General features: G+C 71.2%; 21 protein-coding genes and 1 pseudogene. 12 read left to right on the top strand and 10 right to left on the bottom strand.

The annotated features are described in order from the left end of the window. Window positions 1-25: 25 nt before the first annotated feature. The 5 genes and pseudogenes from A3G1_RS0119050 to A3G1_RS0119030 all read right to left on the bottom strand — a co-directional run bounded on the left by A3G1_RS0119050 (window position 26) and on the right by A3G1_RS0119030 (window position 5011). Window positions 26-511, bottom strand: coding sequence for an HIT family protein (locus A3G1_RS0119050; RefSeq protein WP_018351073.1), 486 nt, complete (start codon window positions 509-511; stop codon window positions 26-28). Between the two features lie 113 nt (window positions 512-624). Further along, a complete protein-coding gene (locus A3G1_RS0119045) occupies window positions 625-1056 on the bottom strand; it encodes a hypothetical protein (RefSeq protein WP_157641227.1) in 432 nt (143 codons plus the stop codon). 236 nt (window positions 1057-1292) lie between these two features. Beyond that, window positions 1293-1958: a response regulator transcription factor gene (locus A3G1_RS0119040; RefSeq protein WP_018351071.1), complete on the bottom strand. Its 666-nt coding sequence runs from the start codon at window positions 1956-1958 to the stop codon at window positions 1293-1295. Further along, a pseudogene (locus tag A3G1_RS0119035) lies at window positions 1951-3225 on the bottom strand (sensor histidine kinase); the annotation flags it as partial. The pseudogene A3G1_RS0119035 and the gene A3G1_RS0119040, both read right to left, overlap by 8 nt. A gap of 16 nt (window positions 3226-3241) precedes the next feature. Continuing rightward, on the bottom strand, window positions 3242-5011 hold the full coding sequence (locus A3G1_RS0119030) for an AMP-dependent synthetase/ligase (protein ID WP_018351069.1): 1770 nt from the start codon (window positions 5009-5011) through the stop codon (window positions 3242-3244). Between the two features lie 163 nt (window positions 5012-5174). Between A3G1_RS0119030 and A3G1_RS0119025 the strand changes: the two genes are divergently transcribed. The 3 genes from A3G1_RS0119025 to A3G1_RS0119015 all read left to right on the top strand — a co-directional run bounded on the left by A3G1_RS0119025 (window position 5175) and on the right by A3G1_RS0119015 (window position 7403). Continuing rightward, window positions 5175-5621 carry an SRPBCC family protein gene (locus A3G1_RS0119025; protein WP_018351068.1) on the top strand — a complete coding sequence of 149 codons (447 nt, stop codon included), beginning with the start codon at window positions 5175-5177 and terminating at the stop codon, window positions 5619-5621. Window positions 5622-5728: 107 nt separating this feature from the next. Further along, a complete protein-coding gene (locus tag A3G1_RS0119020; RefSeq protein ID WP_018351067.1) occupies window positions 5729-6649 on the top strand; it encodes an ROK family glucokinase in 921 nt (306 codons plus the stop codon). A gap of 73 nt (window positions 6650-6722) precedes the next feature. Further along, on the top strand, window positions 6723-7403 hold the full coding sequence (locus A3G1_RS0119015) for an endonuclease/exonuclease/phosphatase family protein (protein ID WP_018351066.1): 681 nt from the start codon (window positions 6723-6725) through the stop codon (window positions 7401-7403). On the opposite strand, the gene A3G1_RS0119010 is transcribed toward A3G1_RS0119015, so the two are convergent. Next, window positions 7384-7782 (bottom strand): VOC family protein, encoded by a 399-nt coding sequence (locus A3G1_RS0119010; protein ID WP_018351065.1) that lies wholly within the window; start codon window positions 7780-7782, stop codon window positions 7384-7386. The genes A3G1_RS0119015 and A3G1_RS0119010 overlap by 20 nt on opposite strands. A gap of 66 nt (window positions 7783-7848) precedes the next feature. Here A3G1_RS0119010 and A3G1_RS0119005 point away from each other — a divergent pair, with 66 nt between their 5' ends. From A3G1_RS0119005 to A3G1_RS38740, 3 genes are all read left to right on the top strand, one after another. Next, window positions 7849-10674, top strand: coding sequence for an AfsR/SARP family transcriptional regulator (locus tag A3G1_RS0119005; RefSeq protein ID WP_245563539.1), 2826 nt, complete (start codon window positions 7849-7851; stop codon window positions 10672-10674). A gap of 63 nt (window positions 10675-10737) precedes the next feature. Beyond that, on the top strand, window positions 10738-12066 hold the full coding sequence (locus tag A3G1_RS0119000; RefSeq protein WP_018351063.1) for an NAD(P)-binding domain-containing protein: 1329 nt from the start codon (window positions 10738-10740) through the stop codon (window positions 12064-12066). Continuing rightward, window positions 12063-12620 (top strand): alpha/beta fold hydrolase, encoded by a 558-nt coding sequence (locus A3G1_RS38740; RefSeq protein WP_018351062.1) that lies wholly within the window; start codon window positions 12063-12065, stop codon window positions 12618-12620. The genes A3G1_RS0119000 and A3G1_RS38740 overlap by 4 nt, the downstream gene beginning before the upstream one ends. Here A3G1_RS38740 and A3G1_RS35585 read toward each other — a convergent pair whose 3' ends face one another. Further along, entirely contained in the window at window positions 12621-13193 is a 573-nt protein-coding gene (locus tag A3G1_RS35585; protein ID WP_018351061.1) for a hypothetical protein, read from the bottom strand. A gap of 278 nt (window positions 13194-13471) precedes the next feature. On the opposite strand from A3G1_RS35585, the gene A3G1_RS0118985 reads away from it, so the two are divergent. Further along, complete coding sequence (locus tag A3G1_RS0118985; protein ID WP_018351060.1) at window positions 13472-14194, top strand: lysophospholipid acyltransferase family protein; 723 nt, start codon at window positions 13472-13474, stop codon at window positions 14192-14194. 7 nt (window positions 14195-14201) lie between these two features. Here A3G1_RS0118985 and A3G1_RS0118980 read toward each other — a convergent pair whose 3' ends face one another. Next, on the bottom strand, window positions 14202-17768 hold the full coding sequence (locus A3G1_RS0118980; RefSeq protein ID WP_425411395.1) for an adenylate/guanylate cyclase domain-containing protein: 3567 nt from the start codon (window positions 17766-17768) through the stop codon (window positions 14202-14204). 64 nt (window positions 17769-17832) lie between these two features. Between A3G1_RS0118980 and A3G1_RS35580 the strand changes: the two genes are divergently transcribed. Further along, window positions 17833-18012, top strand: coding sequence for a hypothetical protein (locus A3G1_RS35580; protein ID WP_083936993.1), 180 nt, complete (start codon window positions 17833-17835; stop codon window positions 18010-18012). Window positions 18013-18139: 127 nt separating this feature from the next. Here the strand turns inward: A3G1_RS35580 and A3G1_RS0118970 are convergent, their stop codons facing one another. After that, the gene (locus A3G1_RS0118970) at window positions 18140-18832 is read right to left on the bottom strand and encodes a Crp/Fnr family transcriptional regulator (protein WP_018351058.1); all 693 of its coding nucleotides are present in this window, start codon (window positions 18830-18832) and stop codon (window positions 18140-18142) included. A gap of 169 nt (window positions 18833-19001) precedes the next feature. Between A3G1_RS0118970 and A3G1_RS0118965 the strand changes: the two genes are divergently transcribed. The 4 genes from A3G1_RS0118965 to A3G1_RS0118950 all read left to right on the top strand — a co-directional run bounded on the left by A3G1_RS0118965 (window position 19002) and on the right by A3G1_RS0118950 (window position 22056). After that, a complete protein-coding gene (locus A3G1_RS0118965) occupies window positions 19002-19508 on the top strand; it encodes a polyadenylate-specific 3'-exoribonuclease AS (RefSeq protein WP_026212284.1) in 507 nt (168 codons plus the stop codon). Between the two features lie 144 nt (window positions 19509-19652). Further along, window positions 19653-20678, top strand: coding sequence for a 6-phosphofructokinase (locus tag A3G1_RS0118960; RefSeq protein ID WP_018351056.1), 1026 nt, complete (start codon window positions 19653-19655; stop codon window positions 20676-20678). A 91-nt stretch (window positions 20679-20769) separates the two neighbouring features. Further along, entirely contained in the window at window positions 20770-21570 is an 801-nt protein-coding gene (gene proC / locus A3G1_RS0118955; protein WP_018351055.1) for a pyrroline-5-carboxylate reductase, read from the top strand. Between the two features lie 123 nt (window positions 21571-21693). Beyond that, entirely contained in the window at window positions 21694-22056 is a 363-nt protein-coding gene (locus tag A3G1_RS0118950; protein WP_018351054.1) for a hypothetical protein, read from the top strand. Window positions 22057-22266: 210 nt separating this feature from the next. On the opposite strand, the gene A3G1_RS0118945 is transcribed toward A3G1_RS0118950, so the two are convergent. Continuing rightward, on the bottom strand, window positions 22267-22986 hold the full coding sequence (locus A3G1_RS0118945) for a class I SAM-dependent methyltransferase (protein WP_018351053.1): 720 nt from the start codon (window positions 22984-22986) through the stop codon (window positions 22267-22269). Window positions 22987-23109 lie beyond the last annotated feature (123 nt).

Here is a 23109-nt window from a genome sequence, read left to right as displayed (position 1 = left end):
CACCTACCCCCGCAGCTGGCGGGCGTCAGAGCGCGTAGGCCGCCGACGTCAGCCGTTCCAGCTCGCGGGTGATCGCCTTGCGCAGCCCGTCGTGGTCGCTGGACAGCTGCCACTCGGGATGGGTCCACCGGTCCTGGGTGTAACGCCGCACCGGGCCCGTCCGCATCTCCGGCGGCTCCCACGCGTACCGGGGGAAGACGTGCGCGTGCAGGTAGTGGTCCTTGTTGCCCAGGATCTCGTAGTTGATCCGGCGGAAGTGCGGGTCGTCGCCGTTGCAGGCGTTGAACACCGCCTCGCCCAGCAGGGCCATGTCCGTGAGGAACTGGGTCCGCTCGTCCAGCGGCAGGTCCGACAGGTGCTCGGCCCCGTCGATGTCCGACAGCAGCACGCAGTATCCCGGCAGGAACTGCGTATCGCCGATCACGGCGTATCCGCTGCGCATCTTCGCCAGGACAGTCGGATTCTCGCCGCGCCGGGCAGCGCCCACGCGGTCCTCCCGCCAGTCGCCCACAGTACCTCCCAGGTGGTCGGCCAGCTCGGCGCTATCGAGCTCTTCTCCATTGAGGCCGAATGGGGGGAGGTTACCCAGTCCGGAGCCCGGGCGCCACGGATGCATTTGTTTTTTCACCTTTTGAGCCAGCCGAGGTACCAGTCGATGGTCTCGCGGAGCTCCGCTGCCCCGCTCGCCGACCGCTTCTCGAGCGACCGCGCGGCCTCGCGCATGCACCCGGGAGCCGCCAGCAGGACGATGTCGGGATCGACGCCGTACGCCTCGCACAGCCCCTCGATCCGCCGCAGCCGGTCCGGCTCGGTCCGGAAGCCGAACTCGGTGAACGGGCGCAGCGAGATGGGCGCGATGGCCCAGGTCAGCTGGCACAGGTCGATCAGCGGTGTCCGTGAGCCTGACAACTCCCAGTCCAGGTATCCGGCCGGGCGCGGGGCGCGCGGCGCGCGGGCGTGCCGTTCGCGGAGCGCCCGGCCGAGCTGCCGCAGGCCCTGCTCGCCGCGGAGCACGGCGGGCCAGGGGCGGCGGGTGACGATGTCCAGGAGGGGCACGCCGTCCACAGTGTCTCTCCCCGAGTATGGCGCGATGTCGGTTCAACGGAGAACCAGGATAAGTCTGGTATAGAGGTATCACATCGGCGGTTCTAGACTTTTCTGGGCCTCGGGGACATCGTCCTCAAAGGACGGGGCGGTTCCCGGCTGCGAACGGGTGCGCCACGGCGGCTCGTAACGAAGGAAACAAAAGACCCGCCTCCAGGAAGCTGGAGACGGGTCTTGAGGAACAACGGTCAGAAGCGCTGCTTGTCCGGCGGCTCGAGGATGCCGAGGCGGAGCGCTGTCATCAGGGCCTGCGCCCGGTTGGCCGCACCCAGCTTCTCGTAGAGCTTCGAGATGTGCGTCTTGGCCGTCGACTCGCTGACGTAGAGCTGCTTGGCGATGCCGGCCACGCTCATGCCGTCGGCGAGCAGCTTCAGCACCTGGCCCTCGCGCGGGGACAGCTGCGGGCCGGACGGGGCCAGCCGCCGCTTCATCGCCTCGGCCAGGTCGGCCGCCGTGAAGGCATTGGGCGTGGACGCCGCGTGCCTCGCAGCGGCCACCACGTCGTCGGCAGGCGAGCTCTTCGGCACGAAGGCGCTCGCCCCGGCCTCCAGCGCGCCGAACAGCTGGTCGTCGCCGGCGTACATGGTCAGCACCACGATGCCCATCGACGGGTGGTTCTTGCGCAGCTCACGGGTCGCGTCCAGGCCACTGCCGTCCGGCAGCCGGAGATCCATGATCACGACATCGGGCGACAGGGCGGCGCACAGCCGGAGCGCGTCGGCGGTGGTGCCGGCCTCGCCGACCACCTCGAACTGCGGGTCACGCTCGAAGGCATGACTGAGCCCCTTGCGGATCAGGTCATGGTCGTCGACCAACAGCACCCGGGTCGGTTCACTCGACGTCAGGTCACTCATCTTTGATGGATACCCCCTCTGGTGCCGATACCGTACCGTGCCGGACCGCTGAGCCCAGCACCACGACCACCGTGGTACCGCGCGGGTCGCGGGGCGCGATGGTCAGCTCGCCCCGGACTCGCTCCGCCCGCTCGGCCATGATGGTCAGGCCGTAGCGGCCGTCCGCCGCACCTTCGCCGATCCCCGCACCGTCGTCGGATACCTCGATTCGAGCGTATGGCGGGTCCACTTCGCAAGTCACCCAGAGGTTCTCTGCCCTGGCGTGCTTGCGCGCGTTGGTGATCGCCTCCTGCGCGATCCGCAGCAACTCGCCCTCCGTCGCGGCGGGCAGCCGGGACGTCGACTCGTCCAGCGAGAGGTGTACGCGCAGGCCACCGGCCGAACCCATCGTCCGCGCGTAGTCGGAGATCGCCGCGGCCAGCCCGCCGTGCCGCTCCACCTCGCTGCGCAGCTCGAACAGGCTCAGCCGCAGCTCGGTGATGACCCGGGTGACCTCGGTACGCAGTTCCTTCAGGTCGTTCTCGGCGCCCTCGCTGCCCGGCGGGAGCTGCGCCAGGGCGTTGTCGATGCCGTACCCGACCATCACGAGCTCCTGGGCCACCCCGTCGTGGATCTCGCGGGCCAGCCGCTGGCGTTCCTCACTGGTCGCCAGCGTGCGTACCTCGTCGAAGAGCAGCGCGGCCTCCAGCCGGAGCGCGGCCGGGCCGGCCAGCTCGGCGATGTTCGTGACGACCTCCGCCGGGTACGCCGAGGCCTGGTCGGCCTCCACAGCCAGCAGCCCGATCGTCCGCACGCCCGCCATCAGCGGCACGACCAGCGCGGACACCTCCCCGCCGGCCTGCGAGCGCGAGCGGGACAGCGAACGGGCCGAGGTCTGCGGCTGCTGGGTCGCCCAGGCGTCGCCGACAGCGCTGTCCGCGTCCACCGAGGTCTCCCAGTCGACCCGCTCCACCCCGGCCTGCGCCAGGATCACCAGCCGCCCGCCGCCGCTCGCGCCGAACACGGCCGCCCGGTCCAGCGGCGCGGCCTCGCGTACCTCGTCGAGCATGTGCGCGGCGATCCCGCCAGGATCCAGCGTGCCGCCGGGCAGGGTCCTGGCGACCGTGCGGAGCTGGGTGAGCAGCCGGGTGGCCTCCTCGTACGGCTGAGGCCGGTGCCGGGCCTCCGCCCGCCGCTGGCCGGCGCCGAAGCCGATGGCCACGGCGACGGTCACGACGAGGAGCGCGGCGAGGGCGAGCAGCCCGGTCCAGATCAGCACCCAGTCTCCGATTCCGCGAGTGTCGTCACGCCCCGTAGATGGCGGCGATCTCGCTCGCGTACTCCTTGTGGACGACGTTCCGCTTCACCTTCATCGACGGGGTCAGCTCGCCCGTCGCCTCGCTGAAGTCGCGCGGCAGGATCCGGAACACCTTGATCGCCTCGGCGTGCGAGACGGCCTTGTTCGCGTCGTCGACTGCGGTCTGCACCTCGGCCCGCAGCGCCGGGTCCTCGCGCAGCTCGGCGAGCGCGCCGGTCCGGCCCTGGGCCTCCAGCCACTTCGGCAGCGCCTCCTCGTCGATCGCGATCAGCGCGGCGATGAAGGGCTGCTGGTCGCCGATCACGACGCACTGGCTGATCAGCGCGTGCGCCCTGACCCGGTCCTCGAGGACGGCGGGGGCGACGTTCTTGCCGCCGGCGGTGACGATCAGTTCCTTCTTGCGGCCGGTGATCGTGAGGAAGCCGGCGTCGTCGATCTCGCCGATGTCCCCGGTGTGGAACCAGCCCTCGCCGGTGATCGCCTCCGCTGTGGCCTGCGGGTTGTTCCAGTAACCCTTCATGACCTGCGGGCCCTTGATCAGGACCTCGCCGTCGTCGCCGATCCGCACGGTCGTGCCCGGGATCGGGCGGCCGACGGAACCGACCCGCTGCAGGCCCGGCTCGTTCAGGTTGGTCACCGGGGCGGTCTCGGTCAGGCCGTAGCCCTCGTACACGGTCACGCCGATGCCACGGAAGAAGTGGCCGAGGCGCGCGCCGAGCGGAGCGCCGCCGGACACGGCGTTGGAGCACTGGCCGCCGAGCGCGGCGCGGAGCTTGGAGTAGACCAGCTTGTCGAAGATCGTGTGCTTGAGCCTCAGGCCCAGGCCAGCCCCGCCGGCGTCGTTCGCCCTGCTCCACGCGATGGCGGTCTCGGCGGCCTTGTCGAAGATCTTGCCCTTGCCGTCGGCGTGCGCCTTCTGCTTCGCCCCGTTGTAGACCTTCTCGAAGACCCGCGGCACCGACAGGATGATGGTCGGGCGGAAGGTCTTCAGGTCCTCCAGCAGGTTCTTCACGTCCGCTGTGTGGCCGATGGTCACCCGGGCGTGCACGAACGCGATCTGGATCATGCGGGCCAGCGAGTGGGCCAGCGGCAGGAAGAGCAGGGTGGAGCCGCCGTTGCCGATGACGCTGTCGAAGTTCGCCAGGGCGTTCTCGGCGTTCGAGTAGAGGTTGCGGTGGGTCAGCACGCAGCCCTTGGGCTTACCGGTCGTACCAGAGGTGTAGATGATCGTGGCGACGTCGGCGGCCTGGGTCGCGCCGCGCCGCGCCTCCACGGCGGCCAGATCCGGCTCGGCCGGGGTCAGCTCGGCGAGCGCTCCGGCGTCGATCTGCCAGATGTGCTGCAGCTGCGGCAGCGCCGGGATCAGCGAGGCGTGCTCGGCGGTCTCGACGAAGCAGGCGACAGCCCCGGAGTCCGACAGGATCCACTCCACCTGCTCGGCGGAGGACGTCTCGTAGATCGGCACGGTGACGCCGCCGGCCGCCCAGATCGCGTAGTCGATGACGGCCCACTCGTAGCGGGTCTTGCTCATCAGCCCGACCCGGTCCCCGCCGTTGATGCCGGCGGCGATCATCCCGGCGGCGAGCGCGGCCACCTGGTCACGGAACTCCGTACAGGTGACGTCGACCCAACCGCCTGCGCCCGGCCTGCGGAACTGGGCGACGTCTCCGTACTGGGCGGCGTTGGCCCAGACCTTGTCCGTCATGCTCGTGTCGTCTGCGACGGTCACTGCCGGCGGAACGGAGAACTCGCGCACAATCGACTCCTTCACTAGCCCCCCGGTGTGCTTGACACCGGCGAACTTACCGCCGAGTTGCCTTCCGTGAACAGGCCCGTCACGTACGTCGTACGTTTTGACCGTATCAGCAGGTGGTGGCGTGGTGCGGCCGGCCGGTCGGAGGGTAGTACTCTTCGCACTCATGGCGGACTCCACCACCCAGTCCATCGTCGTCAAGGCCACCCCCGAGACGATCCGCGATGTGATCATCGACTTCGCTGCCTATCCCGAGTGGGCCGGTGCCGTCCAGTCGGCGACGGTGACGGAGGAGTACGAGGACGGCTATCCCAGCCAGGTCCGGTTCGAGCTGGACGCGGGCGTCGCGAAGGACGTCTACACCCTCCAGTACGAGTACTCCGAGGACACCTTCGAGATCCACTGGCACCTGACCGAGCGGTCCCAGCTGCAGAAGAGCCAGGTCGGCTCGTACGCGATCGAGGACAACGGCGACGGCACGAGCACCGTGACCTACACCCTCGCCGTGGAGCTCGGCATGAGCATGCTCGGCATGTTCAAGAAGAAGGCCGAGAAGATGATCATCGACACCGCCCTCAAGGAGCTCCAGAAGCGGGCCGAGTCGAGGGCATAGCCGGGCGGTGACCACCCGTCAGCCAGGCGGCTGGCGGATCGTCACCGGGCCGGGGTCGCAAAGCGCGCAGCCGCGTCCGGCGGCGCACCGGGGCGAGGGGAGCCACATTGGGACTGGCCATCGGCGTGGACATCGGCGGCACGAAGGTGCTGGCCGGAGTCGTCGACGACGCAGGGAAGGTCATCGCGGAAGCCCGCCGGGACACCCCGGCCGACGACGTGGCCCGCACCCGTGACCTGATCGTCGAGGTCATCACGGAACTGGCGGCGGCGCACGACTGCGAGGCGGCCGGGATCGGCGCGGCCGGCTGGATCGACGCCGGGCGCTCCACAGTGCTCTACGCGCCGAACCTGGCCTGGCGGCGCGAGCCGCTCCGGGACTCGATCGCCGCCCAGGTCACCCTGCCGGTCTTCGTCGACAACGACGCCAACGCCGCGGCCTGGGCCGAGTACCGCTTCGGCGCCGGGCAGGGCGCGCGGTCCCTCGTGCTGCTCACCGTCGGTACCGGCATCGGCGGCGGCATCATCCTCGACGGCCACCTCGTCCGGGGCGCCCACGGCATCGCCGCCGAGTTCGGCCACACGCTCGCCGTCGAGGACGGCCACCCGTGCGGCTGCGGTGCCCGGGGCTGCCTGGAGCAGTACACCTCGGGGACCGCGCTGGTCCGCTACGCCCGCGCGTCGCAGGACCTGCTCGCCAGGGTCGCCGGTGATCCGTCCAAACTGGACGGACCGGCCGTGACCCGGGCAGCGCAGGACGGCGACCCTGCGGCCAGGGCGGCCTTCGCCGAGGCCGGCCGGTGGCTCGGCTACGGCATGGCGGACGCGGTGCAGATCCTCGACCCGGACGTGATCGTGGTCGGCGGCGGGGTCAGCGAGGCCGGCGAGCTGCTCCTCGACCCGGCCCGGCGCGCCTACGCCGAGCGGCTCGCGCAGCGGGGCAAGCTGCCAGTGGCCGACATCCGGCTGGCCAGGCTGGGCAACCAGGCCGGTCTCGTGGGCGCTGCCGACCTGGCCCGCACCCGCTGACCTCCATCCACTATGGATGTTCGTTCCACCATCATCAGGCAGGACAGGGCACTGTAGACACAGAGGCTGGTGCATGACGACGCTCCGCGTGGTCTCCTACAACATCCACTCGCGCCGCGACGACCAGGCGGCACTGGCCAGGGTCGTCCGCGCGCTCAACCCGGATGTGCTCTTCGTCCAGGAGGCCGCGCGGCGCTTCCGCTGGCGGCACCACTGCGCGGAACTCGCCCGGGGCACCGGCCTCTACTACGCCTCCGGCGGCCTCCCCGGCCTGGGCAACCTGATCCTGGTCAGCCTGCGGGTCAGCGTGCACGAGGCCTGGGGCATGCGCTTCCCGCTCACCCCCGGCAGGCACATGCGCGGCGCGGCCTTCGCCCGGTGCTCGGTGGGCGGCAGGCCCTTCGTGGCGGCTGGCACCCACCTGTCGACCGACGACGCGGAACGGCCGAGCCAGGCCGTGCTCCTCGCCGCGGCCCTCAGCGAACTCAACGGCGGCCCGCTGCTCTTCGGCGCGGACTTCAACGAGACCGACGGCGGCTCGGCGTGGCGGACCCTCGCCGACGGCCGGATCGACCCGGGCGCGGCGGAGCAGGCGCACACCTACAGCGTGGGCAACCCGCGCCGCCGGATCGACGGGCTCCTGATCGACCCGGAGTGCGCGGTCAGCGGCTACCAGGTGGTCACCACCCCGGACACCGCGCTGGCCAGCGACCACTTCCCGGTCTACGCCGAGGTCAGTCTCCCGGAGCGGTGAGCGGGGCATACAGGTCGACGCAGGAGCCATCCGGGTCGAGCACCGCAGCATACCGCTGGCCCCAGAAGGCGTCCCAGGGCTCACTGAGCACCGTGTATCCCGCTGTGGCCAGCTCCGCGACCTTCGCGTCCACCTCGGCCGGGCTGCCGCACTGGAAGGCCAGCGCCGCCCGGTGCCCGCCCGACGGGCGCTCCCAGCCCGGGTAGAGCGACCGGATCGTGGACTCGGCGTCCAGCATCAGCCGGACACCGCCCGGCAGGACGGCCTCACGGTGCGGGTCACCGGGATCGGCGAAACTCAGGCCGAGCAGCTCGTAGAAGGCCGCGGTGGCCTCGACGTCGGCCGCGACCAGCCCGATCGCGTTCAGTACTGGAGTCATGGGGGCCAGGCTAAAACGCGAGTACGACATTTCCCGGCTGGCGGTTAGCCTGTCGCGGTGGCGGAGATGTTCAGGGTCCTGGGCCCGGTGGAGATGCCGAGCGGCGCTGACCTGCCGCCACGGCTGCGTGCGGTGCTGGCCTTCCTGCTGCTGCGCGCGCCGCAGCCGGTGACAGCCGCGGAGCTGATCGACGCGCTGTGGGGCGAGGAGGCGCCGTCCTCGGCTCGCGGCCAGGTACAGGTCGCCATGTCGAAGCTGCGGGAGGCGCTCGGCGAGCACCGTTCCGTGCTCGGCAGGCGGGGCGGCGGGTACACGATCGATCCGCCCGCGCTGGACCTCGCCCAGTTCACCGCGGTGCTGAACAGCCGGGACGCCGGCCGGATCCGCGAGGCGCTGGGCCTGTGGCGTGGTCCGGCGCTGGCCGACGTCGACGCGCCGTACACCGCGTCCGTCCGGCCGGTCCTGGAGGAGCACCGGGTCTCGGCCTGGGAGCGGCTGGCCGCGCTGGAAGCCGAGGCCGGGCAGGCCGGGCGGCTGGTACCGGAGCTGTCGGAGCTGGCAGCTGCCCACCCGATCCGGGAGCCGCTGCACTACCAGCTCGTCCAGGCTCTGGCCCAGGCTGGCCGCCGGGCGGAGGCCCTCACGCTGGCCGGCCGGTTCCGGGCCAGGCTGGCCGAGGAGGTGGGGCTCGACCCCGGGCAGGAGTTCGCCGCGCTGGAGGCCGGGCTCCGTGAGCCAGCGCCGTCCGGGCCGATGCAGCTGCCCGGCGACATCCCGGGCTTCACCGGCCGGGCAGAGCAGCTGGACCTGCTCGACAGCCTGCTGCCCGACCACGGGGTACCCGGCGCGAGTGCCGCCGTGATCACGGCCATCGCCGGCGTCGGCGGGGTGGGGAAGACCGCGCTGGCCGTGCACTGGGCCCGGCAGGTGGCGGCCCGTTTCCCCGACGGCCAGCTCTACGTGAACCTGCACGGGTACGGCGCCAGCATGCCGCTGCGCCCGGCCGAGGCGATCGGCCGCCTGCTCCGCAGTCTCGGGCTGGCCCCACGGGAGATTCCGGTGGAGCTGGCGGAGGCCACGGCTGTCTACCAGAAGACGCTCGCCGCCCGCCGGGTGCTGGTCATCCTCGACAACGCCTGCGAGCCGGGCCAGGTACGCCCGCTGCTGCCACCGGCAGGCGGCAGCCTCGCCCTGATCACCAGCAGGGACCGGCTGGCCGGGCTGGTCGCCAGGGACGGTGCCCGCCGGATCACCCTGGAGGCGATGAGCGAGGCCGAGGCCCTCGCGCTGCTCGCCGTGATCATCGGAGCCGGGCGGGTGCAGGCCGAACCCGCAGCCGCAGCCGAACTGGCCGGGCTGTGCGGGTACCTGCCGCTGGCGCTGCGCATCCTGGGCGAGATCCTGGCCGACCGGCCGGAGCTCACCCTGGCGGAGCAGGCGGCCGGACTGCGGGCGGGCAGGCTGGCCGGGCTGGAGGTCGGCGGGGATGTCGAGGCTTCGGTCCGGGCGGTGTTCGGCCAGTCCTGCCAGCGGCTTGCCCCCGAGGACGCCCGGCTGTTCCGGCTGCTGGGCCTGCTGCCCGGCCCGGACTGCACCGCGGAGTCCGCCGCGGCGCTGGCCGGTACCGAGCCGCACCTGGCCGAGCGCTCGCTGGGCAGGCTGGCCGCAGCGCACCTGGTCACGGAGTACCAGCCCGGCCGGTACCAGCTGCATGACCTGCTCCAGGAGTACGCGGTGGAACGGGTCGCCGCCGAGGAGACGGAAGCCGGGCGCGAGGCGGCGGTGAGCAGGCTGCTCGACTGGTACCTGGTCACGGCGCACCAGGCCGACTGCCTGATCAACGTGCTGAAGGTACCCCGGCCGGACCCGCCGGCCGCGTACCAGCCGCCGGCTCTGCCGTTCGCCCCCGACAAGCCAGGCGCGCTGGACTTCCTGGACGGCGAGCGGTTCAACCTGCTGCCGGTGGTCGAGCTGGCCGCCCGGCAACCGGTCACAGCGGACGGTACGAGCCGGGCGGCCGAGATCGCGGTCCGGCTGAAGGAACTGTTCGTCGGGCGCGGATACCACGCGGGCTCCGTCGACCTGTACGAGATCGCCGTGGCCGAGGCCAGCCGCCTGGGCCTGGCGGCACTGGAAGTGGACCTGCGCGTGCACCTGGCGATGGCTCGTGGCCTGACCGGCAGGCGGGACCTGGTCTGGGACGAGCTGGATCGCGCCCTGGCCATCGACGGCGCTCGCGGCACCCTCTCCGAGGCGGCTGCCCACTTCACCCGGGGCCAGTTCCTGCTGGAAAGCCACCGGTTCGCCGAGGCTGTCGGGCCTTTCGAGCGGGCGATCGAGATCCGCAAGGCCAGCGGCAACGAGGCACTGGCCGTCGCGCAGTCCAGCCTGGGCCTGGCGCATCTGGCGACCGGCGACCTCGAACAGGCCTCGGCGCACCTGGAAGACGCGATGCGCACGTACGAACAGGAAGGCAACGGCCCGGGATCGGCGTACGCGCTGGAGATCCTCGCCATCATCGCCCAGCGCCGCGAGGACATCCCGGCGGCCAGGGGCTATCTGGAGCGTGCGCTGGTCATGGCCCGCGAGTCGGGGCAGACTCGCCGGGAGGGCTCCGTCCTGCACACCCTGGGCGAGATCAGCCGCCAGGAAGGCGACTTCGAGGCGGCGCTCGGCTGGTTCGGCGCGGCGCTGCCGATCCGCCGTCAGGTCGGCGACTCCGGCCGGGAGGCGCTGGATCTCCAGTACATCGGGGAGGCTCACCTGCGGCTCGGCCGGCCAGCCGAGGCACGGGAACATCTGCTGCTGGCCGGGCAGGCCCGGGCGCTGGCGCCGGACCCGGAGTACGCGGCCCAGATCGCCGCGCTGCTCGCCGAGATCGACGGGGAGTGAGCGCTCTTTCCGGTACCGGATAAAGGATCTTTTATTGCCAACGACGGTCGGTGACGGCACACTGTGCCGGTGGACGATCGTGGTGGTGCGGTCTGTGTGATCGGCGCCGGGTCCAGCGGCCTGGCCGCTGTGAAGAATCTGCGGGAACACGGCTTCGCCGTGGACTGCTACGAACGCGAGACCGGGATCGGCGGTGGCTGGAACTTCCGGCACGACCGGAGCCCGGTGTACGCGAGCACGCATCTGATCTCGTCGAAGCCGCTGACGGAGTTCCCGGACTTCCCGATGCCGGACGACTGGCCGGACTATCCGCACCATTCCGCGCTGCTGTCCTACTTCGAGCGGTACACCGACCATTTCGGACTGCGCGAGCACGTCTGGTTCGGCACGGAGGTCACCTCCGTCGAGCCGATCGAGAACGATCGGTGGAAGGTGACGGTCCGCCCAGCCCACGGCGGATCGGAACGGACGCTGAGCTACGCGGCCGTCGTCGTGGCCAACGGGCACAACTGGCATCCGCGCGTGCCGTCCTTCCCCGGGATCGAGGAATTCAGGGGCAAGGTGATGCACGCGTCGTCCTATCAGGACTCCGCCTCACTGCGTGGCAAGCGTGTACTCGTGATCGGGGCTGGCAACACCGGCTGCGACATCGCGGTTGAGGCCGCCCAGCAGGCCGCGGCGTGCTGGCACTCCACCCGGCGCGGCTACTGGTACGCGCCGAAGTACGTCTTCGGCAAGCCAGCCGACCAGGTCAACGACCGGGTGCTCGCGCTGGGTCTCCCGCTGCGGCTGCGGCAGTGGCTCTTCCACCGCACCCTGCGGCTCACCGTCGGTGACCTCACCCGCTTCGGGATGAGAAAACCAGACCACAAGGTGTACGAGAGCCACCCGATCGTCAACAGCCAGCTCGTCTACTACGTCGGCCACGGCGCGATCAAGCCGGTCGGCGACGTGGCCAGGTTCGGCAGCCGCACCGTCGAGTTCGACGACGGCACGGTAGCGGAGCCCGACCTGGTCATCCTCGCGACCGGGTACGCGCCGCGCTTCGAGTTCCTCGCACCGGACCTGCTCGGCGCGAACCCGCCGCAGCTCTGGCTGCACATGTTCGCCGCCAGCTACCCGACGCTGGCCATCGCGGGCCTCATCCAGCCGGACTCCGGCCAGTTCCCGCTGGTCCACTGGCAGACCCAGGCCATCGCCCGCTGGCTGACCCTCCGTACCGCCGACCCCGAGCGCGCAGCCGCGATCTGGGCCGGAGCCGCCGGCCGCTCGGCGTGGCGCTGGACGAAGGCCAAGGTCAGCGCCTCCGAACGCCACTGGTTCGAGGTGTCGCACCTGACGTACCTGCGCGGGCTGGAGAAGCTCCTGAAGGAAATGGGGACGCCGGCATGATCCGAGTCGTGAGGCAGCGCGACTGGTACGCACCCGTCCGGCCCGCGCCCCGCGAGGTCCGCTCCTCCCTCGCGGCCGAGAGCAAGTGCCCGCCGATCGTGCTGGCCGGCCGCCCGGCGGGCTTCTTCGCCGAGCACTGGCTCGACCGGGCGGCCGAGCGCGGCTACTCCTGCCACGCGGTGACCCCGCGCCCCGGCCGCTTCACCGGCACCCGGGAACAGGCCCACGACATCGTGCAGGTGGCGGCGTCCCTGCCCCGGCAGGCCGTCCTGATCGGGCACGGGCCCGGCGCGCGGTGGGTGGCGGCGGCGCTCACCCGGTACCCGGCGCGCGCCGCAGCCCTCATCGAACCGCCCGGCAGCCTTCCGGCCGAGCCGGTCACCGGCCGCGTACCGGTCCTCGTGGCCGGCACCTCCGGCCGGGCGCTCACCAGGGCGAGCGAACACTATGGAGTGTCACCGACGCTGCTCGGGGACGCCCGCCGCCTCCGCGAACCCGGCTGGCTCTACCCGCTCGAAGGCATCCTCGACTGGCTGGACTCCCTGAACCTGTGATCAGACCCGGGCGCCGTCGTCGGAGGGGTCGTCGTCCTCGCCGCTGCGCAGCCGGTACACGAGGGTGACCACGCCGCCGACCAGCCCGGCGAACCCGGCCAGCATCGTCACCTGCTGGTCGATTGGCAGCAGCTCCGGCCAGAGCAGCAGCACGAAACCGGCGAGGATGGACACGATCGCGGCGACCGTGTACTTCGCGAGACTCGGCAGCGGGGGAGGCGGCGGCGGGGTGTAACCCTCGTCGTCGGCCGGATCGTCCGGCAGGCCAGAGCCGAACGTGTCCAGCCCCTCCAGCAGGCCCGGCTCGTCCGGCCCGGGACCGCGCGGGTCGGCGGCGCCGAGGCCGGAGTGCGCGGTCAGGTCGGTGAGCGTGGTGAAGTCACCGCCGCCGGCCTTGGGCACGGCCCGGGGCGCTTCGCCCGGCTCCTCCACCGGGTCCTCGCCGGCGGTGGCCAGGCCGAGCTCGATGTCCGGACGAGGCGGGGCGTCCCGGTGGTAGCCAGCCACGATCCGGGCGAACTGGGCGTCTACGTCGTCCGGGTCCGGCTCGGCCCGCTCGGCGTCGCGGTTCACCCGTTACCTCCGGTCTTCAGGCGATCTTCACGGTCTGCGCGGGGTCTCCGCTGGTCTGGCACTGGTGCTCAAGCCCGGGTGGTGCGCAGGGCTTGGTGGTTCGTGGTGGTGCGCGGGGCTTGGCGGTGGTACGTGGGTGTTCGCGGTGTTGCGGGGCCTTCGGGATGTCCGAGGGCGGGAGAGGCCCGCCGCTCGACCCCATCGTGACATGTTTCGGGCCGAGGACGTACCACCGGGCGGGGGTTCATACGGTTGAATGGGGAGGGAACACAGATCGCATGGAGGATGGCTTGCTCTACTGGGTGCTCAAGCACATCTTTATCGGCCCCTGGCTGTGGCTGTTGTTCCGCCCCAAGGTCGAGGGGCTGGAGAACGTGCCAGCCGAGGGTGCCGCGATCATGGCGAGCAATCACCTGTCGTTCTCCGACTCGATCTTCCTGCCGCTGGTGGTGAAGCGGCGGATCACCTTCGTGGCCAAGGCCGAGTACTTCACCGGCAAGGGCATCAAGGGCTGGATCAGCCGGGCCTTCTTCGGCGGTACCGGGCAGATCCCGCTCGACCGGGTCGGCGGCTCGGCGGCGGCGGGAGCCCTGGCCACCGGTGCCCGCATCCTGAACTCCGGCGAGCTGTTCGGCATCTACCCCGAGGGCACCCGCTCGCCCGACGGCCGGCTCTACAAGGGCAAGACCGGCGTGGCCCGGCTCGCCCTGGAGACCGGGGCGCCGGTCGTGCCGTGCGCGATGGTCAACACGCACATCGTGCAGCCGCCCGGGAAGATCTGGCCACGGTTCGTCCGCGTGCACATCAAGATCGGCAAGCCGCTGGACTTCTCCCGGTACGAGGGCAACGCCTTCGACCGGTTCGTCGAGCGGTCCATCACCGACGAGATCATGTACGAGCTCATGGAACTGTCCGGCCAGGAGTACGTGGACGTCTACGCGGCCAAGCTGAAGAACCAGGACGCCCAGCCACCGGCCGAGCCCCTCGCCGCGGCGGCCTGACCCTTCCTCACCCGGGGAGGCGCAGGTTCAGCAGCCCCGGGGCGGAGTTCCGCTCGGCGAACGCCTTGGCCTCCGCCAGCAGCGGCCCGGCCGCCGGGTGCTGGACGTCCTGGTAGGACGCGGCCCCGAGCGCGACGGCCACCGCCTGGTCACTCAGGTCACCGATCTTCTCGTACTGGGTGGCGGCCAGGCTGAGGTGCTCCCCGGCCACCGCCGGGTCCGCGTGCCGGACGCCGGCCGTGGCCACCTGGATCGAAGCCTCCAGCCACGGGGTACGCCGGGGGAAGGCCGTCAGGGCTTCGAGCAGCTGCCCGGCGGCCTCGGGGCCGGTGAGGACGGCGGCGAAGCTCGCAGCCGGTACCCAGTCCTTGAACGGGATCACCCCAGAGGGCCGCCAGTGGCCCACCAGGTCGGTCAGCAGCTCGGCCGACTCGTCGAGCCTGCCCTGGAGCGCCCGGCACAGCGCGGCGTGCCCGAGGACGCCCCACAGCACCCGGTGGAAGCCGGTGGCCCGGCCGGCCGCGATCGCCTCGGCGACCTCACCCGGCTCCTCCTCGAAGCCGCGCAGCCCGCGTACCCACGTGCGGACCATCCGGTGCTGGACGTCCCACCGCCCGCTCGGCGTGCCGAGGAACGCGTCGGAAGCGGTCAGCATCCGCTGCCAGTCGCCGGCGAAGAACCCCCACATCGCCTCGGTGGCGTAGTTGGTGACCAGGCCGTGCCCGCTGCCCACATCGGTGCGCAGGTACTGCTCGTCGAGCGTCCGAGAGCCGGGCAGGTCGCCCTCCTCCCGCATCGCCCAGGCCAGGTTGGACGCCGCCCGCCGCGCGCTGGGCAGCTCGTGCCCCCGGCAGTAGGCGAGCGCGTCCTCCAGGTCGGCCAGGCCGGTCGGGTCGCCACCCGTGTACCGGGCGGTGCCCATCGTGATCATGGCGTTGGCGCTGACCTCGACCAGGCCCAGCCGCTCCGACATCTCCAGGGCCGCCTCGGAGTGCTCGGCGGCCGGGTCGTGCTGGAGGTTCAGCATCAGTGCCCTGGCCAGCTCGGCGTGCGCGGTGGCCTTCTCCTCCGAGTCGGGCAGGTCGGTGAAGCGCTCGACGGCCAGACCCAGCCAGCGCAGCGCGCCGCCCTGGTCGGCCGACCGCATCGCGACCGAGCCGCAGAGCGTGGCAGCCCGCGCGGCGCTCGGCAGGTCGCCGGCGGTCTCCAGCCGTTCGCTGAGCATGGTGAGCTGGTTCGCGCCGTCGCTGGCCAGGAAGGCGTCCGTGTCGCGGTAGAAGGACAGCTCGGTGGACAGCAGCTCCAGCTGGAGCCGGCCAGAGACCGTGTCCGGCTCGTCCTCCCTGCACAGCTGGAGCGCGCGTTCGACGTGGGTCGCGGCGCGGTCCAGCGCGTAGAGCCGGAAGGCCCGCCGCGCCGCCGCGGCCAGCGCCGATCGTGCGGTCGCCGCGTAGGACAGGCTTTCCAGACCCAGGGACAGAGCGATGTCGTACGCCGCGACGCGGTGCCGCGCGATCGGCTCGGCCAGGTCGTCGGCCCGCCCGGTCGACACCCCGGTCAGCCAGGCCGCCGTGCGCTCGTGGCGGGCGATCCGCTCGGTACGGGGGAGCCGCTGGTAGCAGACCTCGCGGACCAGGACGTGCCGGAAGCGGTACTCGGCCTGACCGGCCATAGTGGACTCGGGCTGCTCGGTGACCAGGTCGCGCTGTTCCAGCCGCCGCAGGGCCCGCTCGATGCTCTCGGCAGGCCTGCCGACGGCTGCCGCGACGGCTCCGGGCCAGAACTGGGTACCGACGACGGCAGCCGCCTGGAGGATCGTCCGGTCGGCCGGGTCGAGCAGGTCGATCCGGTTGGCGATGACCGCGTGCACGTTGTCGGGCATCGGCAGGTCGTCGTCCTGGTGCAGCGCACCGCGCAGGCTGCCCTGCTCGATCAGCATCCGCGCGTACTCGTGGGCGTACAGCGGGTTCCCGTCGGCGAACTCGACCAGCGGGGCCAGCATCTCCGGCGGGAAGACAGCCTGGCCGAACATCTGCGCGTACATCGTGGCGATGTCGGTGTCCCGCAGCGGCGGCAGCGAGATCGTCAGCGAGCCGGCCACAGCCCCGGCCCAGGTCGGCTCGGACTCCAGCAGCTCGGGCCGCGCCGTGCACAGCACCAGCAGCGGAAGATCCTTGGCCCGCCCGGCCAGCAGCTCAACGAAGTGCAGCATCGCCGGGTCGGCCAGGTGGATGTCCTCGAAGACCAGCACGAGCGGCCGCTGCTGCGAGATCGACACCAGGTACCGCCGCCACAGCGAACCCACGTCCTCAGCGGCCAGCTGAGAGCCGGACAGCCCGACCAGCGGGGCCAGAGCGTCGGCGAGCCTGCCGTTCTCCTCGGCGCCGACCTCGCGCAGCGCCAGCCGGAGCCGGGCCCGCGCCTCCTCGGCCTTGTCGGTGTCGAGCACCCCGGCGTGCGCCTTCACGATGTCGGCGAGCGCGGCGAACGTGACGTCCTCGCCGAAGGGCGGGCAGTACCCGGTGCGCCAGCACACGTGGCTCCCGATCCGCTCCGCGTGCGTGTACAGCTCGCGGACCAGGCGGGACTTGCCGATGCCAGCCCGGCCCAGGATCGTCACGAGCTGCGGCACCCGGTCGCGTACCGCGCGGTGCAGCGCGTTCACCAGGAGCCCGAGCTCGTGCTCCCGGTCGACCATCGGCGTGTTGTCGGCCTCCTCCGGCGGGCGGCGCCGGAACAGTGCCTCGGCCAGCCACACCTCTTTCGGGGCGGACCGGCCGCGCAGCAGCATCGGCGGCTGCTCCGTGTACCGGACGGCCTCCCGCGTCGCCAGGTACGTCGTACTGTCCACAAGCACCCCGCCGGCCGGGGCGGCGGACTGGAGCCGGGAAGCCGTGTTGACCACGTCGCCGGTCACGATGCCCTGACCGCCGTCCCGGGCGGCAGCGGTGTCCACCAGCGCCTCACCGGTCGTGATACCGACCCGGAAGCGCAGCCCGGCGTCCGGGGCCTGCCTGATCAGTGCCCGCTGGAGTTCCAGCCCGGCCCGTACGCAGCGCAGCGGGTCGGTCTCGGTCGCCACGGGCGCGCCGAACAGCGCCATCACCGCGTCGCCGATGTACTTCTCCACCACGCCGCCGTGCTGCCGGATGACCCGGCGGGCGGTCGCGAAGAAACTGTTCTGCATCGCGCGGACCTGCTCGGGGTCCGTCTGCTCCGCGTACGGCGTGAAGCCGACCAGGTCGACGAAGAGGACACTGACCCGCCGCCGGTCCTCCTGAGTGGAGCTCTGGCTGGGCTCGGGGGTCGTGCCCGGCTTGGCGTGCGCCGTACCGCAGCTCGTGCAGAACGCTGTGCCAGGCTGGATCCCGGCACCACAGTGGTCACAGGTCAGGGCCAGCTGTGTACCGCAGCCGCCGCAGAACCGGTCGCCCGGCCCGGCCACCCGGCCACACTGATGACACGCTCTGCTGGAAATGGCCCTTACCCCCAGTTCTTGCCCGACGCCGAGTATGGCCTGATCACAGCCCGGGAGGGTATGGGCTGTTCGGATACCGACAGTGCGATGCGTCACCGGCGGGCCCCTCGCTACAGTCGGCCCGACCATTATTCGCCTTTACAGGGGGAGGGACCTGACGATGCAGGTCAGGCTCACGCAGGACTGGACAGACGGCCAGGGCGTCACGCACCCGGCCGGCGCGACGATCACTGTGGACGAGATGACCGGGGCCAGCCTGGTCACCGGGGGTATCGGTGTCTCGGTGCAGGCTCCGGCCACTAAGGACCCGCGCACCCAGGGCTGGGACCACCCGAGCTAAGCGGCGCGTCACCGCGTACGCCGGAATGCTCGATGAAGCAGAACCGCGGCCGAGACAAGTCATCGGCCGCGGTTTTTCGCTATCTGAAAAGGATCTGGAATTGGCGCGGTAACCGCGAGTGCGGGCCCTAGCGGTCGGGCATTCCGGCCCGGCGGCGCAGCGCCACGATGTCGGTCAGCACGATCCGCCGGCCCTCGGTCCGCAGCCAGCCCCGGTTCGCGAAGGAACCGATTGCCTGGTTCACGCTCTGCCGGGAACCACCGGCCATCTCGGCCAGCTGCGACTGGTTCAGCTCGATCGTGACCATCGCGGCCGGCTGGTCGCCGGCCAGCCGGACCAGGGTCTTGGCCACCCGGCCGGGCAGGTCGAGGAAGACGTGGTCGGCGTTCTGCTCGGTCAGCCGCCGGATCAGCGAGCCCAGCGAGCGCAGCACCGGGTCGAGGATCCGGGGGTTGGCGTGCACCAGCTCCAGGAACGCCCCGCGCGACAGCGCCAGCGCCACACAGTCCTCAATGGCCTCGGCGGAGGCTGACCTGGCCGCGCCGTCCAGCAGGGCCACGTCACCCAGCACGCCGGGCGGGCGGACGACATTGAGGACGGCACGCTCGCCGGTCGGCGCCGTGCGGAACACCGCGACCGCGCCACGCTTGAGGATGATGAGCGACTCGCCGGGATCGTTCTCGACGAACAGCAGCTGCCCCTTGCGGTACGTGCGCGGCACGGCTGCCGCCAGCACCCGCTCCCGGGCCTCGGGCTCCAGCCCAGCGAACAACTCCACGCCGGTGAGCGCGTCGGTGGGATCCGGAAGGCGAACCTCCACGGTAGTACTCCTCCCCGGTTTCGGCAGTCAGTGCAACCAACACCACAGATCATGCATGGTTGGTGCGCTATGTACATCCCCCATATCGGCCAGACAGCAACCCACCTTGGCCACAAATCGGGAGCCGGGGGAGGAATCGCAGGTCAGGCCGGTGCGTACGCTGGTTGCCGTGATCTACCGATATTTCTACGACTGTGAATTCATTGAGGACGGTACCAGGATCGACCTGGTCTCGATCGGCGTCGTCGACGAGGCCGGCCGTGAGTTCTACGCCGTCTCCACGGAGTTCGACGATAGTAAGGCCGTCCCCTGGGTCCGGCGTAACGTGCTCGACAAGCTGCCCTCGCCGGCCAGTAAGGCGTGGCGCAGCCGGGAGCGGATCCGCGAGGACCTGCTCGCCTTCCTGACCGAGCCGCTCGGCTCCGGCGGCGAGCTGGAGCTGTGGGCGTGGTTCGCCGCGTACGACCACGTGGCCCTCGCCCAGCTGTGGGGCGCGATGCCGGCGCTACCGAGAGTGATCCCCCGGTTCACCAAGGAGCTCCGTCAGCGCTGGGACGACCTGGGCAGGCCGCAGCTGCCCTCGGCCCCGCCGGACCAGCACGACGCGCTCGCCGACGCCCGGCACAACCTGGCCAGATGGCAGGTACTCCAGGGGGTGCGGCACACCGGCAGTTGATCATGCTTGCTCGCCGCCGGGCCGGGGTGCGCACAATCACGCAGGGCGACTAGAGTCGGATGCGTAGCGGCCCGGGGCCGGCAACGGCGCCGATGATCTCCCAGTGGCTCGCATTCCGCGTGATCCGCAGAAGGGATCCAAGACATGCGAATCGGTGTACTGACTGGTGGCGGCGACTGCCCGGGGCTCAACGCCGTGATCCGGGGCGTGGTCCGCAAGGGCGTCGCCGAGTACGGCCACGAGTTCGTCGGCTTCCGTGACGGCTGGCGGGGCCCGCTGGAGGGCGACACCCGCCCGCTCGGCGTCCAGGAGGTCCGGGGCATCCTGCCGCGCGGCGGCACCATCCTCGGCTCGTCCAGGACCAACCCGTTCAAGATCGAGGGCGGGGTCGAGCGGATCAGGGAGAACCTGGCGGCGCTCGGCATCGACGCGCTGGTCGCGATCGGCGGCGAGGACACGCTGGGCGTCGCAGCCAAGCTCACCGAGCTGGGTGTGCCGGTGGTCGGCGTGCCGAAGACGATCGACAACGACCTCGGCGCCACCGACTTCACCTTCGGCTTCGACACCGCCGTGAACATCGCGATGGAAGCGATCGACCGGCTGCACACGACGGCCGAGAGCCACCACCGCACCGTCGTCGTCGAGGTCATGGGCCGGCACGCGGGCTGGATCGCCCTGCACTCCGGCCTGGCCGGCGGGGCGAACGTGATTCTCCTGCCCGAGCAGAAGTTCGACCTGGACAAGGTGGTCGAGCACATCGAGAGCCGGTTCAAGACCCGGTACAGCCCGATCGTGGTGGTCTCCGAGGGCGCGATGCCCACCGACGGCGACCTGATCACGCAGAGCGGGCAGCTCGACGCGTTCGGCCACGTCCGGCTGGGCGGCATCGGCCAGTGGCTCGCCGACCAGCTCGAGAAGCGGACCGGCAAGGAGGCCCGCGCGGTCGTCCTCGGTCACATCCAGCGCGGTGGTACGCCGACAGCGTTCGACCGGGTGCTCGCCACCCGCTTCGGCCTGCACGCGATCGACGCCGTGCACGAGGGCGACTACGGCAAGATGGTCGCCCTGCGCGGCACGGACATCGTCCGCGTCCCGCTGTCGGAGGCGACCCGCGAGCTGAAGACGGTGCCGGTCGAGCGGTACCACGAGGCCGAGGTCTTCTTCGGGTAACCGTGCGCCGTGCCCGGCCGGGGGACGGTCCCCGGCCGGGCATACGGCACAATTCACGCACAAGCCATCGTTGACGTGAAGGCGGGCTGGCATGAGCACCATCGCAGTGATCGGGGCCGGGAAGATCGGTGAAGTGCTGCTCGCCGGGCTGGTCCGGGCTGGCTGGCCGGCCGAGCGCCTGATCGCGACCGCCCGCCGTCCCGAGCGCGCCGCCGAACTGCGCGCCAGGTACGGCATCCGGGTCCTGTCCAACGACGACGCCATCGCCGAGGCCGGCGTCATCGCGATCGCCGTGAAGCCGCAGGACGCCGGCGCGCTGCTGGAGGAGCTCACCGTACCGCCAGGCAAGCTCGTGGTCTCGCTGTGCGCCGGGCTGCCGACCGCGTTCTTCGCGAAGCGGCTCGCCGCCGGTACGCCGGTCGTGCGGGTCATGACCAACACCCCGGCCCTGGTCGACGAGGCGATGACCGCGATCTCGGCCGGGGAGCACGCCACGGCGGAACACCTGGCACTCACCGAGGAGATGTTCAAGCCGCTGGGCCGGACCATCCGGGTACCGGAGTCGCAGCAGGACGCCGTGACGGCCCTGTCCGGCTCGGGCCCGGCGTACTTCTACTTCCTGGTCGAGGCCATGATCGACGCCGGCATCCTGCTCGGGCTGCCCCGGCAGGTCGCGCGTGACCTGATCGTGCAGACCGCGATCGGCTCGGCCGTCATGCTCCGCGACTCGGGGGACCATCCTGTGACGCTGCGCGAGGCGGTGACCTCGCCGGCCGGCACGACGATCAGCGCGATCCGCGAGCTGGAGAACCACGGGGTCCGTGCGGCGATGCTGGCGGCGCTGGAGGCTGCCCGGGACCGCGCCCGGGAGATCGCCGAAACTGCGGAGTAACGACCGTTCACCTGGGACGGTGCAAGTGAGACTGGTGAGGCATTCACTCACGCCTACATGTATTCCCATCGATTACTAAACGCCCTAGGGTGATCACAACTAGTAATCGAAAGGGGGCTACCCATGCGGCGAGCACTTCTGGCCCTGGGCACCGCCATCGGGATCCTGCTGATCGCCGCTCCGGCGTCGGCCTTCGCGCACGACCGGGTGCACAACGTCTTCCTGCACTCCCTGCTGGACGTGGTCACGCTGGCGGTGGTCTCAGCACCGCTGTGGACGGCGTACCTGTGGGGCGGACGGCGCCGGGCCCTGCTCGTTGCCCTGGTCTCGGTGGTCCAGATCCCGGTCGCGATCGCGGCCTTCGTGCCCATTCCCAATCCCTGGCTGCACAGCGCGGCGATGGCCGGCGCGCTGACGCTCACAGGGCTGGCGTTGTACTTCACCCGGCCCTCCCGCCGGGCGGAGCGGACGCCCGCGACCCGGTGAGCCCGCCAGCCCGCGCCGGCTGGGGCGAGCGCGCGGGCTGCCGGTGAACTGGACACACTGCCGGCCGGCGGGGGTCGCCGGCCGGTGTGCGTACCAGGTCGCTGCCCGGTGCTGGGGAAGGGCCGGGTACAGCCCTGGTCGTCACGGGACGCTGCCCGGACGGTGTAGCAGCCAGCGAGTACCCGGCAGCAGCGTCCTTGTGATGGCCAGCTACGAGGAGACGGGTGTCCGGGCCACGCACACGACCGACTGGCCGAACGGCGCCCCGAAGATGCCCTCCCACCACCGGGTGGCCGGCAGCACGAACCGGTCGTAGATCCGCACGATCCGCCCCGGCCGGGGGGCCTGGCCGAGCAGCTTGGCCGAGACGAAGTAGCCGAAGAAGCCGAGGATGTTCGCGTACCGCAGCACCTCGATCTCCAGCCCGGCGGCCAGCACCGCCTCCCGCATCGTCTTCTTCGTGTACCGCCGGACGTGCCCCGTCGCGATGTCCACCCTGCTCATCGCGATCATGAAGGCCGGCACCACGATCACCAGCGCCGAGCCCGGCAGGACCAGCCGCGACATGCTCCGCAGCGCGCCGACGTGGTCCTCGATGTGCTCCAGCACGTTGTAGGTGACCAGCCCGGTGTGGCTGGCCGTCTCCTCGCTCGGGAGCAGCATGTGCCGGACCTCGACGTTGGCGGCTTCCTCCGCCATCCGGGCGCGCAGCTCGTCCAGCCGGTGCGGCTCGGCCTCCGTGCAGGTGAACCTGCGGACCCGGGGTGCCCACTCCAGCGCGTAGTCGCCGAAGCCGCTGCCGATCTCGATCGGGTCGTCGCCGAGGTAGGGAAAGGCCATGGAGGAGAACCACTTGCGATGGTTGACGGCCTCGGCGAGCCCTTCGAGGACTTCCTCCTGGACCTGCTGGTCCCCGCCAAGGTCGGTCATGCTCACTTCCCTCGCCGGTAGGCCCCGTTAAGCCGCATTGACGTCTAATGCCCGATTAGCCGGATGTGACTCCTCCCGGGACCATACCTGATGCTACGGAACCGGTGTGACCGCCGCTACATG

Source organism: Longispora albida DSM 44784, assembly GCF_000379825.1.
Classification (GTDB): domain Bacteria; phylum Actinomycetota; class Actinomycetes; order Mycobacteriales; family Micromonosporaceae; genus Longispora; species Longispora albida.
The sequence above is the reverse complement of the archived record's forward strand: the minus strand, read 5'-3'. Positions and strand labels throughout refer to the sequence as shown.

Excerpts from the sequence above, each read along its gene's own strand:
- A3G1_RS0119040 (WP_018351071.1), bottom strand. The coding sequence starts at position 1,958 with ATGAGTGACCTGACGTCGAGTGAACCGACCCGGGTGCTGTTGGTCGAC.
- A3G1_RS0118960 (WP_018351056.1), top strand. The coding sequence starts at position 19,653 with ATGCGAATCGGTGTACTGACTGGTGGCGGCGACTGCCCGGGGCTCAAC.
- proC (WP_018351055.1), top strand. The coding sequence starts at position 20,770 with ATGAGCACCATCGCAGTGATCGGGGCCGGGAAGATCGGTGAAGTGCTG.
- A3G1_RS38740 (WP_018351062.1), top strand. The coding sequence starts at position 12,063 with ATGATCCGAGTCGTGAGGCAGCGCGACTGGTACGCACCCGTCCGGCCC.
- A3G1_RS0119005 (WP_245563539.1), top strand. The coding sequence starts at position 7,849 with ATGTTCAGGGTCCTGGGCCCGGTGGAGATGCCGAGCGGCGCTGACCTG.
- A3G1_RS0118945 (WP_018351053.1), bottom strand. The coding sequence starts at position 22,986 with ATGACCGACCTTGGCGGGGACCAGCAGGTCCAGGAGGAAGTCCTCGAA.
- A3G1_RS0119015 (WP_018351066.1), top strand. The coding sequence starts at position 6,723 with ATGACGACGCTCCGCGTGGTCTCCTACAACATCCACTCGCGCCGCGAC.
- A3G1_RS35580 (WP_083936993.1), top strand. The coding sequence starts at position 17,833 with ATGCAGGTCAGGCTCACGCAGGACTGGACAGACGGCCAGGGCGTCACG.
- A3G1_RS0119025 (WP_018351068.1), top strand. The coding sequence starts at position 5,175 with ATGGCGGACTCCACCACCCAGTCCATCGTCGTCAAGGCCACCCCCGAG.
- A3G1_RS0119010 (WP_018351065.1), bottom strand. The coding sequence starts at position 7,782 with ATGACTCCAGTACTGAACGCGATCGGGCTGGTCGCGGCCGACGTCGAG.
- A3G1_RS0118950 (WP_018351054.1), top strand. The coding sequence starts at position 21,694 with ATGCGGCGAGCACTTCTGGCCCTGGGCACCGCCATCGGGATCCTGCTG.
- A3G1_RS0118985 (WP_018351060.1), top strand. The coding sequence starts at position 13,472 with ATGGAGGATGGCTTGCTCTACTGGGTGCTCAAGCACATCTTTATCGGC.